Source organism: Glutamicibacter sp. AOP38-B1-38, assembly GCF_052377485.1.
Lineage (GTDB): Bacteria > Actinomycetota > Actinomycetes > Actinomycetales > Micrococcaceae > Glutamicibacter.
Map to the genome: position 1 here is coordinate 113,217 of NZ_JBQSWU010000004.1, position 14,822 is coordinate 128,038.

Annotated in this window: 17 protein-coding genes; 14 read left to right on the top strand and 3 right to left on the bottom strand. The window is 61.8% G+C overall.

Features of this window, described 5'->3' with window-relative positions; translation table 11 throughout:
• The first annotated feature begins 16 nt into the window (after window positions 1-16).
• The 13 genes from prmC to ACT3TP_RS03770 all read left to right on the top strand — a co-directional run bounded on the left by prmC (window position 17) and on the right by ACT3TP_RS03770 (window position 11,046).
• Complete coding sequence (gene prmC / locus ACT3TP_RS03710) at window positions 17-889, top strand: peptide chain release factor N(5)-glutamine methyltransferase (RefSeq protein ID WP_444619402.1); 873 nt, start codon at window positions 17-19, stop codon at window positions 887-889.
• 4 nt (window positions 890-893) lie between these two features.
• On the top strand, window positions 894-1,583 hold the full coding sequence (locus tag ACT3TP_RS03715; protein ID WP_444619404.1) for an L-threonylcarbamoyladenylate synthase: 690 nt from the start codon (window positions 894-896) through the stop codon (window positions 1,581-1,583).
• Window positions 1,580-2,698 carry an MraY family glycosyltransferase gene (locus ACT3TP_RS03720; RefSeq protein WP_444615464.1) on the top strand — a complete coding sequence of 373 codons (1,119 nt, stop codon included), beginning with the start codon at window positions 1,580-1,582 and terminating at the stop codon, window positions 2,696-2,698. Before ACT3TP_RS03715 ends, ACT3TP_RS03720 begins: the two co-directional genes overlap by 4 nt.
• A gap of 145 nt (window positions 2,699-2,843) precedes the next feature.
• Entirely contained in the window at window positions 2,844-3,278 is a 435-nt protein-coding gene (locus tag ACT3TP_RS03725) for a hypothetical protein (RefSeq protein WP_096283898.1), read from the top strand.
• Window positions 3,279-3,564: 286 nt separating this feature from the next.
• On the top strand, window positions 3,565-4,356 hold the full coding sequence (gene atpB, locus ACT3TP_RS03730) for a F0F1 ATP synthase subunit A (RefSeq protein WP_105554267.1): 792 nt from the start codon (window positions 3,565-3,567) through the stop codon (window positions 4,354-4,356).
• A gap of 103 nt (window positions 4,357-4,459) precedes the next feature.
• Complete coding sequence (locus tag ACT3TP_RS03735) at window positions 4,460-4,672, top strand: ATP synthase subunit C (protein ID WP_013348621.1); 213 nt, start codon at window positions 4,460-4,462, stop codon at window positions 4,670-4,672.
• 82 nt (window positions 4,673-4,754) lie between these two features.
• On the top strand, window positions 4,755-5,309 hold the full coding sequence (locus tag ACT3TP_RS03740; RefSeq protein ID WP_096283894.1) for a F0F1 ATP synthase subunit B: 555 nt from the start codon (window positions 4,755-4,757) through the stop codon (window positions 5,307-5,309).
• Window positions 5,309-6,121: a F0F1 ATP synthase subunit delta gene (locus ACT3TP_RS03745; RefSeq protein WP_096283892.1), complete on the top strand. Its 813-nt coding sequence runs from the start codon at window positions 5,309-5,311 to the stop codon at window positions 6,119-6,121. Before ACT3TP_RS03740 ends, ACT3TP_RS03745 begins: the two co-directional genes overlap by 1 nt.
• Before the next feature lie 126 nt (window positions 6,122-6,247).
• Complete coding sequence (gene atpA, locus ACT3TP_RS03750) at window positions 6,248-7,885, top strand: F0F1 ATP synthase subunit alpha (RefSeq protein WP_096283890.1); 1,638 nt, start codon at window positions 6,248-6,250, stop codon at window positions 7,883-7,885.
• A gap of 75 nt (window positions 7,886-7,960) precedes the next feature.
• Window positions 7,961-8,854: a F0F1 ATP synthase subunit gamma gene (locus ACT3TP_RS03755; RefSeq protein WP_096283888.1), complete on the top strand. Its 894-nt coding sequence runs from the start codon at window positions 7,961-7,963 to the stop codon at window positions 8,852-8,854.
• 37 nt (window positions 8,855-8,891) lie between these two features.
• Window positions 8,892-10,337 (top strand): F0F1 ATP synthase subunit beta, encoded by a 1,446-nt coding sequence (gene atpD, locus ACT3TP_RS03760; RefSeq protein WP_096283886.1) that lies wholly within the window; start codon window positions 8,892-8,894, stop codon window positions 10,335-10,337.
• Window positions 10,338-10,339: 2 nt separating this feature from the next.
• Complete coding sequence (locus ACT3TP_RS03765; RefSeq protein ID WP_096283884.1) at window positions 10,340-10,609, top strand: F0F1 ATP synthase subunit epsilon; 270 nt, start codon at window positions 10,340-10,342, stop codon at window positions 10,607-10,609.
• Between the two features lie 8 nt (window positions 10,610-10,617).
• A complete protein-coding gene (locus ACT3TP_RS03770; RefSeq protein WP_444615465.1) occupies window positions 10,618-11,046 on the top strand; it encodes a DUF2550 domain-containing protein in 429 nt (142 codons plus the stop codon).
• An 82-nt stretch (window positions 11,047-11,128) separates the two neighbouring features.
• Here ACT3TP_RS03770 and ACT3TP_RS03775 read toward each other — a convergent pair whose 3' ends face one another.
• Together ACT3TP_RS03775 and nucS are read right to left on the bottom strand one after the other, a co-directional pair.
• Window positions 11,129-12,337, bottom strand: coding sequence for an N-acetylglucosamine-6-phosphate deacetylase (locus ACT3TP_RS03775; protein WP_096283880.1), 1,209 nt, complete (start codon window positions 12,335-12,337; stop codon window positions 11,129-11,131).
• A gap of 9 nt (window positions 12,338-12,346) precedes the next feature.
• A complete protein-coding gene (nucS, locus tag ACT3TP_RS03780; protein ID WP_096284256.1) occupies window positions 12,347-13,042 on the bottom strand; it encodes an endonuclease NucS in 696 nt (231 codons plus the stop codon).
• A 55-nt stretch (window positions 13,043-13,097) separates the two neighbouring features.
• Between nucS and ACT3TP_RS03785 the strand changes: the two genes are divergently transcribed.
• Window positions 13,098-13,439, top strand: a complete 342-nt coding sequence (locus ACT3TP_RS03785) for an ATP/GTP-binding protein (protein WP_096283878.1) — start codon at window positions 13,098-13,100, stop codon at window positions 13,437-13,439.
• On the opposite strand, the gene ACT3TP_RS03790 is transcribed toward ACT3TP_RS03785, so the two are convergent.
• Window positions 13,436-14,710: an AI-2E family transporter gene (locus ACT3TP_RS03790; RefSeq protein ID WP_444619407.1), complete on the bottom strand. Its 1,275-nt coding sequence runs from the start codon at window positions 14,708-14,710 to the stop codon at window positions 13,436-13,438. The genes ACT3TP_RS03785 and ACT3TP_RS03790 overlap by 4 nt on opposite strands.
• Window positions 14,711-14,822: the final 112 nt, after the last annotated feature.

The window sequence follows — 14,822 nt, forward strand, 5'->3', positions numbered from 1 at the left end:
GGCAAAGAGCCATAGCGTGGAGCAGCTCAATACCGCGCGGCGGGACGCCGCCGCGGTTCTCTCCGGCGCCGGGGTGCCAAGCCCCGGCGTCGATGCCGACCTCTTGCTGTGCTTCGTCACCGGGGACAGCCGTGCCGAGCTCAAATTGCGTGAGCTGCGCGGGGAGAACCTCGACGAGGCACAGTACGCACAATATCTGGACCTTGTAGCCCGACGGGCGCGGCGCATCCCGCTGCAGCACCTGACCGGCGAAGGCCATTTCCGCTACCTGACCCTAAAGGTCGGGCCCGGGGTGTTCTCTCCGCGTCCGGAAACCGAGTCGGTGGTGCAGGTGGGCCTGGATTTCATCGGTTCGCTACAAGGTTCACGTTGTGTAGACCTGTGCTCCGGGTCCGGGGCGATCGCCGCCGCGCTGGCCACCGAACTGCCCGCATCCACCGTATGGGCGGTGGAACTCTCCGCCGAGGCGATCGGCTATACCCGGGCGAACTGCGAACCGCTGGGCGTGCACGTCCTGCACCAGGACGCGGCACGGCTGCCCGCAGCTCTGCACGGAACCATCGACCTGGTGATTTCGAACCCGCCGTACATCCCGCCGAACGCGATCCCGCGCGAGGTCGAGGTGCGTGAGCACGACCCGCAGATGGCGCTGTACGGGCTGGGCAGCGACGGGCTGCAGATCCCGCGGGCGGTTTCCGCCGAAGCCCTGCGCCTGCTGCGCCCGGGGGGCATGTACGTGATGGAACACGCGGAGGTGCAAGCCGAAAGCGCCGCCGCGATGCTCGCCGCACTGGGTTTCGAGGCGGTCACCGGGCACCAGGACCTCACCGGACGGGCGCGAGCCACCAGCGGCCTTGCCCCGTTATCCACCGACCGCATGAAAGAATAAACCCGTGAGCACAACATTTGATGTCAGCAACGCAGAGCAGCGCGCCGCAGCGATCAGCGCAGCCAAGGAAACCCTCGGCGAGAAGCGCTGCATCGTGCTACCCACCGACACCGTCTACGGGATCGGAGCCGACGCCTTCAGCCCGCAGGGCGTCGCCATGCTGATGGCCTCCAAGGGCCGCTCGCGCAATATGCCGCCTCCGGTGCTGATCGCCCAGGTCGCCACCATGGACGGGCTCGCCCGGGATATCCCCGATGAAGCCCGCAAGCTCGCCGAGGCCTTCTGGCCCGGCGCACTGACCCTCATCCTGCAGTCACAGCCCTCGCTGACCTGGGATCTGGGGGAGACCCGCGGCACCGTCGCGCTGCGCGTGCCCAACGACGACACCGCGCTGGAACTGCTCGGCGCCACCGGACCGCTGGCCGTCTCCTCGGCCAACCGCACCGGCCAGCCGGCGGCCACCACCGTGGAAGAAGCGATCGCGCAGCTCGGCGAGAGCGTGGACGTGTACCTCGACGGCGGCGCGCGTGGCAGCTCAGATGGCGGCGCCACCCTGCCTTCGACCATCGTCGACGCCACCGGTGAGACCCTCCGCGTGGTCCGCGCCGGCGCCATCGACATCGGCGAACTGCGCGTCGTGGTCCCGAACATCATGGATGTGGAGGAGCCCCAAGCTCCGAGCCAGGACGCATGAGAAGCTACGTCCTGCTGATCGCGTTCAGCTTCGCCACCTCCTTTTTGCTGACCCCGATCATCCGTTCGATCGGCCACCGCTTCACCCGCAGCCAAATGGTGCGCGAACGCGACCAGCACAATGCGCCGATCGTGAAATTCGGCGGGCTGGCCATCATGATCGCCTTCGGCGCCGGGCTCTGGCTGGCCAGCCACTTCAGCTTCTTCGCCGGGGTCTTCGAAAACGGCCTGACCATCCGCGGCATCGCCATCGCCCTGGTGATGATCGCGCTGCTCGGGCTGTGGGATGACGTGGGCGACCTGCGCTGGTACTACAAGGCGGCAGGCCAGGTGGCCATCGGCGCGGTGATCGCCGGACACGGCATCCTCATCCGCTCGCTGCCGGTTGGCACCTGGCGGATCGAGGAGCCCTGGGCGCAGGGAGCCCTGACGGTGTTCCTGGTCGTGCTGACCATGAACGCCATCAACTTCTCCGACGGGCTCGACGGGCTCGCCGCGGGTCTGGCCGCTATTGGTGCGGCCACCTTCTTCCTCTACTCCTACATCCTGGCCACGCATGTGAGCGCCGATGACTACGCGAATGTCGGCGCGCTGCTTTGCGCTCTGTTACTCGGTGCATGTGTGGGATTCCTGCCACATAATTTCAACCCGGCGAACATCTTCATGGGGGAGACCGGGGTGCTGACCATCGGGCTGATCCTGTCGGTTTCGGCCATCGCGGTCACCGGCGACGTGCAGGGGCTCGATGCGCATCGTTTCCGCAATGTGCCGGCCTACATGCCGATGGTGCTGCCGATGGTGATCGTCTTCCTGCCGGTGCTCGATCTGAGCCTTTCGGTGGTGCGCCGCCTGCTCAACAAGCGCTCGCCCTTCTCCCCGGACTCCAAGCACATCCACCACCGCATGCTCTCCCAGGGCCATTCGGTGCGCAAAAGTGTGGTGTTGCTCTACATCTGGGCGGCGCTGGTGGCCGCTACGGTCGTATCGATCGCCTTCATACCCCTGGTCATCCTGATTCCGGTCATCGTGATTCTGGTTATCGGAGCCGCCTTGCTCACCTGGTGGCCGCTGGTCTCGGTACGTTTCGCCAACCTTCGAGCCAAGCTTGGGAAGTAACCAGAACCCAAGCAGTTTCTATCTCGTGTAGAATTCATGATGGATCATCTCCCACGCGGGCAATAACCGCGCGGGGGAAATGAGTATCATCAGCATCATCCGGTGCCCGATGGATCGTCAAAAGTGAACAGAGGAGGATGCGGAGATGAATTCACGTTCTGACCGCATAACCGCCTCTGCCGCTCCGAAGTCCATCTGGCTGCCAATTCTTGGTATCTCCTTGCTGTACTCGTTGATCGCAACGGCCGCATTTTTCCTGATTTCGTGGCTGCTTGCTGATTTGCGATATGCACTTTCCGGGGCGTTTGCCGCCGGCTTAGTGATCGGCTTCTTCGCCGTCAGCATCTTGATTGCTGAGGCTGCCGGACGAATCCGCAGCACGTGGGCGATGCCCGCGTTTCTGGGAACATTCGTCATCAAGGTATTTGGCATTGCCTTCGTGCTGTTGAACCTGGGGTTGCCCGAATGGGTCAACCGTCAGGGATTCGTGCTCGCAGCTGCGGTCTCACTCGTTGCCTGGCAGGTCGGCGAGGTTCGCGCCTTCATGAAGACGCGCCTTGCCATCTACAACGAGTCATAGACATATAGCCCGCGACGTTTATGTCATGGGTGAGCTGTGAGTTTGATAGGCTTACTACGGGTCATTTTCGGCAATTCGTTTAAATGCGAGGGGCCGTCTCCGAAAGACATCTTCAGGGGATCCTGAGGGTGGCACTTCATCAACGTCGATGTGCTATGCAGAAGCGCTGATGGAACCCGTTTGATTTTTTCTTCACAAGGTGAGAGGCAGTTACCGCCAGTCACCGCCTTTTGCCCGTGACCGTTACTGCAGAGAGGACAGCGCGTTGTTCGCGTTTGCGCTCCCAATGGCCTCAGAAGAAGGCGGATTCATTCCGCCATCCGTATCCGATACCCACCTCCCAGATATTTTCCCTTGGATGGTTGAGTACGGCACCGGTTTCGGCAAGCAGATGCTCATGATCGTACTTTCGATCGTGCTCATTACTTGGTTCTTCACCGCGGCCATCAAGAACCCGAAGCTGGTTCCAAGCAAGACGCAGTACCTCGCCGAGTCCGGCTACGCCTTCGTGCGTAACGGAATTGGCCGCGACATCATTGGTGAGAAGAACTTCCGTCCTTGGATTCCTCTGCTGTTCGCGACCTTCTTCTTCGTCCTGCTGAACAACCTCTTCGGAGCAATTCCGTTCCTGCAGATTCCATCGTTCTCACACGCTGGTTCTGCATACGCGATGGCCATCATCATCTACGGCACCTGGATTGCCGTGGGTTTGAAGAATCATGGTATTCGCTACTTCAAGTTGGCCGTCGTTCCATCCGGTGTTCCGGGCTGGATCATGCCACTGATGATTCCACTGGAAATCATCTCTAACTTCATCGTTCGCCCACTGACGCACTCGCTGCGTTTGATGGCAACGATGCTGGCCGGTCACATGATCGTGATGCTGGCAGCTGCCGGCGCACGTCACCTGATCGTTGTTCAGGATTCCTTGGCTATGAATGGTCTTGGCATCTTGGTCATCCTCGGATCGGTCGCAATGTACTTCCTGGAACTGCTGATCATGGTGCTGCAGGCGTTCGTTTTCGCCTTGCTCACCGCGATCTACCTCCAGGGTGCAATTGAAGCCGACGCCCACTAAGGCCAACACTTCTTCTAACCACTAAAGATCTTCCTTGAGTCGCTCAAGGAATACCTCACAACCTACCGGCAAAAGTCCGGTATCTTGAAAGGAACATAATCACATGTTGCATGGCTCCCTGAATATGATCGGCTACGGCCTGGCTGCAATCGGTTCGGCAATTGGCGTGGGCTTGATCTTCGCTGCTTACATCAATGGTGTTGCACGCCAGCCAGAAGCTCAGCGCATCCTGCAGCCAATCGCAATGCTTGGCTTCGCACTTGCCGAAGCACTTGCAATTTTGGGCCTGGTTTTCGCTTTCGTTATCGGCGCCTAGTCTTTTCGCGACTGTAGTAGTGGCCTCGCCACTGTTGCGAGGCGTACACACATGCGGAAACTAGTAGATAGGAATAGTGAGAATGAACAGCACTGAATTCATCCTCGCTGCGGGCGAATCGGTTAACCCGCTGTTGCCGAACCCGTGGGAGATTCTCGTCACGGGCGTTGGCTTCGCGGTATTGCTCTTCATCGTCATCAAGGTGATTGCTCCGAAGTTCGAGCAGTCCTATGAAGATCGCGTCACCGCGATCGAAGGTGGACTTGAGAAGGCTGAGGCCGCTCAGAAAGAAGCAGAGGAGACCTTGGCTCAGTACAAGGCCCAGCTTCTGGAAGCGCGCACCGAAGCTAACCGCATCCGTGAGGAAGCACGTAGTGAAGGTGCACAGATCCTTGCCGATCTGAAGACCAAAGCAACCGATGAGGCTACTCGTATCACCGAGCAGGCTCAGCGTCAGATCGAAGCAGAGCGCACCAGCGCCCTTGCTTCGCTTCGCAGCGATGTTGGCTCTTTGGCCACCGAGCTTGCAAGCAAGATTGTTGACGAAGCTCTGCAGGACGATACCCGTGCACAGCGCGTGGTTAATTCGTTCCTGACCGATTTGGAAGCTCAGCAGAATGCAGGTGCATCGAACTAATGGCAAGTGTATCGAGCGAGTCATTGGCAAAGGCCTTGGAGTTCTTGGAACCAAAGCTGGCGCAGGCATCTGTTGATCTGCCGAAGGATCTGTTCGCGGTCCTGGAAGTACTGGATGCAAATGCCGGTCTTCGCCGCGCATTGACTGATCCAGCACGTGAAGCTGCCGCTAAGGCAGGCCTTCTGGCCCAGCTGTTGCACGGAAAGGTTTCGGCTGACGCCGAAGCAATCGTCGCAGAGCTGGCTTCGTACCGCTGGAGCTCGGAACGCGACATTAGCGATGCGCTCGAAACGCTGGCCGTCACCGCGGTAACCGCGGTGGCAGAGCAGCAGGACGGCGCTTCGGGGCTGGCCAAGCTGGAGCAGGATCTGTTCTCCTTCATCGAGGTAGTTCGTTCTAACCATGAACTACAGCGTGCGTTGGATGAGGCGCAGGCCCCAGCCGAAGCAAAGAGCGCCCTGGCGCTCAAGCTCGTGCCTAACGCGTCGCGAACCTCGAAGGTATTGATCCAGCAAGCGGTGGCAGCTCCTCGTGGGCTTAAGCCAATGGCCTTGGTGGAACGTTTCGTTGAGTTGGTGGCCAAGCGCCAGCAGCGCTGGATCGCTACGGTGACCAGCTCTGTCCAGCTTTCCGAGACTCAGCTTCAGCGACTTCAGCAGGGCTTGAACAAGTTCTACGCTCGCGAGCTGAACCTCAACACCTCCATCGACCCAAAGTTGGTCGGCGGTTTGGTGGTCAAGGTTGGCGACGAAGTTGTCGACGCTTCCGTGGCATCACGCGTGGCCGATTTGCGCCGCGCACTGGCTAGCTAGGAATTTTCGGTGGGGGAGCGATCCCCGCACCGAAGTCCTAGCTAACCAGGACCACAACAGACTTCATTCATATTCGATTCGTAATCTTTTTCTACGGATCACAATTTAGGAGAGCAGGGACTGCAGATGGCCGATTTGACCATCAATGCCGACGACGTCCGTAATGCCCTAAACGAGTTCGCTACTTCCTACGAACCGGGTAAGGCAGAGCGTACCGAGGTGGGACGCGTCGTCAGCGCGAGCGACGGCATCGCCAAGGTGGAGGGTCTTCCTTCCGTCATGGCCAACGAGTTGCTCAAGTTCGAAGACGGAACTCTGGGCCTGGCCCAGAACCTAGACACCCGCGAAATCGGTGTTGTCGTGCTTGGTGACTTCACCGGCATCGAAGAGGGCCAGAAGGTTGAGCGCACCGGCGAGATCCTTTCGGTTCCAGTAGGCGACGCCTTCCTGGGCCGCGTGGTTGACCCATTGGGTGAGCCAATGGATAACCTGGGCCCAATCGAGGCCGAGAGCCGCCGTGCACTGGAACTCCAGGCACCAGGCGTCACCGAGCGCAAGAGCGTGCACGAGCCAATGCAGACCGGTCTGAAGGCTATCGACGCCATGATCCCGATCGGCCGTGGCCAGCGTCAGCTGATCATTGGTGACCGCCAGACCGGTAAGACCGCTATCGCGGTTGACACCATCTTGAACCAGCGCGCCAACTGGGCCACCGGGGATGAGACCAAGCAGGTTCGCTGCATCTACGTAGCGGTTGGACAGAAGGCATCGACCATCGCTGCCGTACGTCAGACCCTCGAAGAGGCGGGCGCTTTGGAGTACACCACCATCGTGGCCTCCCCGGCATCCGACCCAGCTGGCTTCAAGTACCTCGCCCCATACGCAGGCTCGGCCATCGGCCAGCACTGGATGTACGGTGGCAAGCACGTGCTGGTCGTCTTTGACGATCTGTCCAAGCAGGCCGAAGCATACCGCGCCGTGTCGCTGTTGCTGCGCCGTCCACCAGGACGCGAAGCCTACCCGGGCGACGTGTTCTACCTACACTCCCGCCTGCTTGAGCGTTGTGCCAAGCTCTCCGACGAACTCGGTGCAGGTTCGATGACCGGTCTGCCGATCATCGAGACCAAGGCAAACGACGTGGGCGCGTTCATCCCGACCAACGTGATCTCGATCACCGATGGTCAGATCTTCTTGCAGTCGGACCTGTTCAACGCCAACCAGCGTCCGGCCGTCGACGTGGGTATCTCCGTATCCCGCGTGGGTGGTTCGGCACAGGTCAAGGCCATGAAGAAGGTCTCCGGTACGCTGAAGCTCGAATTGGCCCAGTACCGCGACATGGCGGCCTTCGCCATGTTCGCTTCGGACCTGGATGCCGCTTCCAAGCAGCAGCTCACCCGTGGTGCACGTCTGATGGAACTGCTCAAGCAGGGCCAGTACCAGCCGTACCCCGTGGAAGATCAGGTTGTATCGGTTTGGGCCGGCACCAACGGCTACCTGGACGATGTTCCAGTGGAAGACGTTCGCCGCTTCGAGACCGAGTTCATCGATTACCTGCGTCACCGCACTCAGGTGCTGACCGTTATCGGCCAGACTGGCAAGCTGGAGAACGAGACCGTGGAAGCCATGAAGGCTGCCGTAGTCGACTTCAAGGCTGGCTTCTTCGGTGAAGGCGATGACCAGCTGGTTGCAGCCGGCCACGAAGAGCATGACGCTCTGAACGCCGAGTCCGTCGACCAGGAAAAGATCGTCAAGCAGAAGCGCTGACATTTTCTTTACGCAGGGGTGGGGCGCTGCTAGCGGCGCCACGCCCCGATCGTAAGGAATAAGGAAAGGACACACATGGGAGCCCAGATTCGGGTCTACCGCCAGAAGATCGGTTCGACTTCGTCGATGCGCAAGATCTTCAAGGCGATGGAACTGATCGCTGCATCCCGCATCGGCAAGGCACGTGCGCGTGTTTCGGCTTCACTGCCGTATGCCAATGCGATTACCCGTGCAGTAACCGCCGTCGCGTCCCAGGCCGATGTCGATCACCCATTGACCACCGAGCCGGCGCAAGTTCGCCGCGCCGCGGTCTTGGTTATGACGTCGGACCGAGGCCTCGCCGGGTCCTACTCCGCCAGCGTTCTGAAGCAGGCAGAGCATCTCGTGGAACTCCTGCGTGAGGAAGGCAAGGAAGTCAAGACCTATTTGGTCGGCCGCAAGGCTCAGGCTTACTTCGATTTCCGTTCGCGCGAGTACGCCCGAGTGTGGACCGGGGACACCGATTCCCCGCGTTTCGAAACCGCACGCGAGCTGCGCGAAATCCTCCTAGAGGACTTCGCTACCGATTACGAGCAGGGCGGTGTGGAGGAGATCCACGTCGTATACACCCAGTTCAAGTCGATGGTCACGCAGGAACCGACGGTCATCCGTCTGTTGCCGTTGGAGGTAGTCGAGGATGAGACCGAGACGCCAACCGACGAGTTGTTGCCACTGTACGAATTTGAGCCATCGCCGGAGGAAGTGCTTGACGCGCTGCTTCCGCGGTACATCGATTCGCGATTGTTCAACGCCCAGCTGCAGTCCGCAGCCTCGGAGCTCGCTGCTCGTCAGCGTGCAATGAAGGCTGCTGGCGACAATGCTGGCGAACTAATCAAGAAGTACAAGCGATTGCTCAACAATGCCCGTCAGGCTGAAATCACCCAGGAGCTTTCGGAAATTATTGCCGGCGCTGACGCGCTGAACAGCTAGTTTCCGAATTACTCCGACCAGACAAGAAGTGAGAAAGATGACTGCCCAACTCAACGAGCAGGTTACCGCAGGGGCCACCGGTCGTATTGCCCGCGTGATTGGCCCGGTCGTGGACGTCGAGTTCCCTGCCGATGCACTGCCTTCAATCTACAACGCCCTCACCGCCGAGCTAACCCTCGCCGGTGTAACCAAGACCATTACCTTCGAGACCAGCCAGCACCTCGGTGACAACATGGTCCGCGCGGTATCCCTCCAGGCCACTGACGGCCTGGTACGCGGTACCCAGGTAATCGACACCGGCGCTTCGATTTCCGTCCCTGTTGGCGACGGCGTCAAGGGCCACATCTTCAACGTTTTGGGCGAAGCCCTGGACGTTGACAACTCGGAGATCCAGGTCACCGAGCGCTGGCCAATCCACCGCCAGCCACCTAAGTTCGCAGACCTTGAGGGCTCGACCGAGATGCTGGAAACCGGCATCAAGTCGATCGACCTTCTCACCCCTTACATCAAGGGTGGCAAGATTGGTCTGTTCGGTGGTGCAGGTGTGGGTAAGACCGTGCTGATCCAGGAAATGATCACCCGTGTGGCACGTAACTTCGGCGGTACCTCGGTATTCGCCGGTGTGGGCGAGCGCACCCGTGAAGGCAACGACCTCTGGGTCGAAATGGAAGAAGCCAACGTTCTGAAGGACACCGCCCTGGTGTTCGGCCAGATGGATGAGCCACCTGGAACTCGTTTGCGCGTGGCGCTGTCGGCACTGACCATGGCGGAGTACTTCCGCGATGTGCAGAACCAGGACGTGCTGCTGTTCATCGACAACATCTTCCGCTTCACCCAGGCCGGTTCCGAGGTGTCGACCCTGTTGGGCCGCATGCCTTCGGCCGTGGGTTACCAGCCGAACTTGGCCGATGAGATGGGCCTGCTGCAGGAACGCATCACCTCGACGAAGGGCCGCTCGATCACCTCGATGCAGGCTGTTTACGTCCCGGCCGATGACTACACCGACCCGGCTCCAGCTGCAACCTTCGCTCACTTGGATGCAACCACCGAACTGTCGCGTGAAATCGCGTCGCGTGGACTGTACCCGGCGATCGATCCGTTGACCTCGACCTCGCGAATCCTGGATCCGCAGTACATTGGTCAGGCTCACTACGACACTGCCATCCGCGTGAAGGCTATTTTGCAGAAGAACAAGGAACTGCAGGACATCATCGCGATCCTCGGCATTGACGAACTGGGCGAAGAGGACAAGATCGTCGTGTCGCGTGCACGCCGTATCCAGCAGTTCCTCTCGCAGAACACCTACACCGCAAAGCAGTTCACCGGTGTTGAGGGTTCGACCGTTGAAATCAAGGACACCATCGAAGGCTTCACGGCCATTTGCGATGGCGACCTGGACCACATCGCAGAGCAGGCGTTCTTCAACATCGGCGGTCTTGATGACGTCGAGCGCCAGTGGGCCGAAATCCAGAAGGCCAGCTAATTATGGCCGAGCTTCAGGTCGAAATCGTCGCGGCGGACCACTTCGTGTGGTCCGGCGCAGCGAAGCTGGTCAAAGCACGTTCGGTTGACGGCGAGATCGGCGTTCTGCCCGGTCACGTCCCGATGCTGTCGGTGCTTGCCGCTGGGGATCTGGAAATCGATCCAGTTTCCGAAGCGCGCTTCTCGGTGCAGATCGACGGTGGCTTCTGCTCCGTCGATTCGGATCGCGTAGTGATCGTCGCCGATAACGCTGTGATTGGTACCGCAGCGTAGGCATTGAATTGATCGAGATAACCGCACCAGTTCTGATAGCGCTGCTGGTACTAACCTGCATCGTGTTGTTCTTTGGTGCCATGGGGGTGCGCCGCATTCAATTGCGGCGCACCCTGGGCACCTTCGACACCTCCATCCGCACGCCCAAGGGCCGCTGGATGATGGCGATCGGCCGCTACGGCGGGGGACATCTGGACCTGTTGCGGTTTTTCTCTGTCTCCCCGGTGCCCAGCTACGTGCTGCAGCGCCGCGGACTGGAGATGAATGGGTGGCGTCGGCCCAGCGAGGATGAAGCGATGCAGATTCCTCCGGGGTTCGTCATCGTGCAGCTCACCCAATCGGGCGAAGAGCAGCTGCTGGCGATGGACTACCGCGACTACACGGGTTTCTCCGCCTGGCTTGAAGCCGGGCCGATCGCCGGTAGTTGGCAAATCTGAGCCAGCACCGCAAAAAGCGCATCCCGCCGCTTCCACCCATTGGGTGGACACGGCGGGATGCGCTGTTTAAACCGGGTGCGGGCTAGAGGACCTGCCCGTTGCGAATCACCTGCTGCAGCTGCAGCTTCGGATCCAGCATCACCACATCGGCGCAGAAGCCATAGTGCAGGCTGCCGACCTCGTCGGCCAGGCCGATCAGTGCGGCGGGGATGGAGGTGGCGGACTCGATCGCCCGGGTCAGCGGGATGCCCGCGTCGACCGTGCAGCGCAGCACCTCTAGCAGGGTGGCGGTGCCTCCGGCCAGCGAACCGTCGGCCAGGCGGGCCTGCGAGTCCTTGACCTCAACCTGCGCCGGGCCCAGCGAGTAGTGCCCGTCGCTGAGCCCCGTGGCGGCCATCGAATCGCTGACCAGCACCACATGGCGCCCGCCGATCAGGTTGAATACCAGGCGGACCGTATCGGGGGACAGATGCACATCATCGGCGATGAGTTCCACGAAGGCGTTCCCGCGCGAGGCCTCCTCCAGGCAGGCGGCCACCGGACCGGGCTCCCGGTGATGCAGCGGAGGCATGCCGTTGAACAGGTGGGTGACGGTGGGCTTCTCGGTGAAGCCGTCCACCCCGGCGTTGCTCAGCTGGTCGCGGGCGTAGCGCAGGGAGGCGGCGGTGACCTCGGCGCTGGCATTCGTGTGGCCCAGGGAGGGCACGACGCCGAGGATCACGAGCTGCTCGATCAGCTCCTCGCAGCCGGCCAGCTCCGGGGCGTAGGTCATGGTGCGCAGCTGACCGCGGCTGGCGGCCACGAGCTCCTCGACGAATCCGGGATCCGGGTCGGTGAGGTAGCGCGGATCTTGCGCCCCGCAGCGCGCCGCGGACAGGAACGGGCCTTCGGCGTGGATGCCGGCGATCTGGCCCGCCTCGGCGAACTCGGCCAGAATTTCTGCCGCCCGGGTCATTTCGCCCTGCTCGGCGGTGACCAGCGAGGCGAGCAGGGTGGTAGTGCCGGCGCGGTGCAGGTACTCCAGGGCGTCGGTGACCTGCCCGTGTTCCGGGGCGGCGAAATCGGCGCCGAGGGCCCCATGGCAGTGCAGATCGATCAGCCCGGGGATGAGGATCGTGCCTTCGGGCACCGGATAGTCGGTGAATTCTTCCGCCTCGGGCAGGGCGAGCCAGTCATCGCGGTTGCCCGCGAAACGGATTCGATCGTCCTCGATGGCCAGCACACCATCGCTGACTTCCTGTCCATCGGAGACGAGAGTGGCGAAAATGGCGTAACGCGAAGCGGTATTCATGTACCTAGCTTAGAAGAGTCTGCCCGCAGAGTCATCGACTCCGCGCATTGCATCGTAATCCAGGGTCAGGCAGCGGATCCCGCGGTCCTCGGCCAGGGTGCGCGCCTGCGGCTTGATCTGCTGCGCGGCGAACACGCCGGTCACCGGTTTGAGCAGCGGATCGCGGTTGAGCAGCTCCAGATAGCGGGTGAGCTGCTCGACACCATCGATGTCGCCGCGGCGCTTGAGTTCCACCGCCACTGCGGCGCCGGAGGCGTCGCGTGCCAGGATGTCCACCGGGCCGATGGCGGTCATGTATTCGCGGCGCACCAGCCGGTGACCGTCGCCGAGCAGCCCGATCTGCTCCGCCAGCAGGCGCTGCAGATCGGCCTCCACGCCGTCCTTGATCAGCCCCGGGTCCACGCCGAGCTCATGAGCCGAATCGTGCTCGATCGAATGGAAGCTGATGGTCAACTTGTCATCGGTCTTCGCGCTGGTCACATGCCAGACGCTGAGCGCGCCGAGGGCGGCGGCGTCCTCATCGGGACTCGCCTCACGCAATACCAGCGGAGGATTCATCCAGTTCAACGGCTTGTAGCTGCCGCCGTCCGAATGGATCAGCACCGAACCATCGGCCTTGACCATGATCAGCCGGGTAGCTAGGGGGAGGTGGGCTCGAAGACGGCCCTCGTAATCTACTGAACACTTTGCAACCACTAAACGCACCCGACCCACTTTACCGGTTCGTGCCGCCGGTGCGCGATACGGCATGATTAAAGGCATGCCACGTTCGAACCGCCCGCGCCGCAAACCAGGATCCGCACCGAATGCTCGGTCGCGGTCCAACGCGCCCCAGGGCAATGACGAAGATTGGATGCAGCGCGCCCGCTATGGGGTGGTGCGCCTGCAGGACGCCCCGGACGGCCAATGGCATGTGCGCAAGGTGTCTCCGCTGAACGCGGTGAAAACCTACACCTGCCCGGGCTGCCACCGAATGATCACCCCGGGCGTGGCGCACCTGGTGACCTGGCGGGCCGATCATTGGTCCGGGGACGATGCGGCCGCCGCGAATCGCCGGCACTGGCATCCGAACTGCTGGGAATCGCGCTCCTACCGCTACTAGAGCCGGTCCTGGCGGGCGATGAACACCTCGCGCAGCAGGATCATCGCCGAGGCGGCGACCGGGATGGCCATCAGCGCCCCGGTGATCCCCACCAGCGTGCCGCCGGCGATCACCGAGATCACCGCGACGGCCCCGGGCACCGCGACGGCCTTGTTCATAATGCGCGGGGAGACGAAGTAGGCCTCCAGCTGCAGGTAGCCGAAGTAGCAGACTGCGTAGATCAGCGCCGTCTGCCAGCCCAGGGTGAGCGTGACCAGGGTGACCAGCACCCCGGCGATCACCGCGCCGACCAGCGGAATGAAGGCCAGCATCGCGACCAGCAAGGTCAGCAACGCCGCGAAGGGGACCTCCAGCAGGGTCATCAGCGCCAGCGCCACGAGCGCGTTGAGCACCGCCACCGAGGCCTGTCCCATGACGTAGTTGCCCACCGAGCGGGTGATGCGGGTGGCGATTTCGCTGGCGCGCACCCGCTTGGAGCGCGGAACCAGGCGCATCGAAAACGACATCATGCCCGGCAGTGAGGCGAGGAAGTAGATCGCCAGCACCAGCACGATGAGCACCCCGAACATCGACTGGGCCACCGTCTGCGAGACGCCCAGCACGCCGCCGAACACATTGGTGACCGCGCCGGAATCGCCGAAGAAGCGCTGCACCTCGGTATTAACGCGCGCCGAGAGCGCATACTGCGCATCGATCTGCCTGACCCATTGGCTATTGAGGAAGTTGTCGGTGATTTCCGGGGCGCGGGAGATGAATTGGGTGATCTGGGTGACCAGGGTCGGGATGATCAGCGCCATGAACCCCGCGAAGATCGCCAGCAGCCCGACCATCGTGGAGGTGACCGCCAGCGGCCGGTTCAACCCGCGGCGCATCAGGAACCGCACCACCGGGTCAAGCCCCAGGGCAATGAACAAGGCGATCGAAATCCAGGTGATCAGCGAGCCGACATTGGTCAGCAGGTAGTAGCCGGCCAGCGCCAATCCCACGCCGATGGTGCCCAGAAAACCCATGGAGATCGGGTGCAGGGCGGGAATCGGCTCGGGGGTCTCCTGATCGGTGGCATCGGGGAGTTCACCGAACGCATTGGGGCGCCGCGGGGATTTGAGCAGCGCATTCACCTTGGCGGAAAGCCGGCGGGCCCACTGCGCGGTGGGGGAATCGGGCTCGGCGGAACCCGGTTCGCGCCGCCCGGCGGCCGGCCCGGTGGCGGAAGGATGCGCGGGGTTAGCCGCCGGGTCCGGAAGCTCATTGGGCGGCTGATTACTCTCCATGGCACCGAGCATACCGCCGGAATGGGTTCTGAAAGTGCTCTATGACACTCCGACATGGTCATTTGAGCCACTTCACAGGTAGCCCGCGGAACCATTGGGGCGATGGACTCGT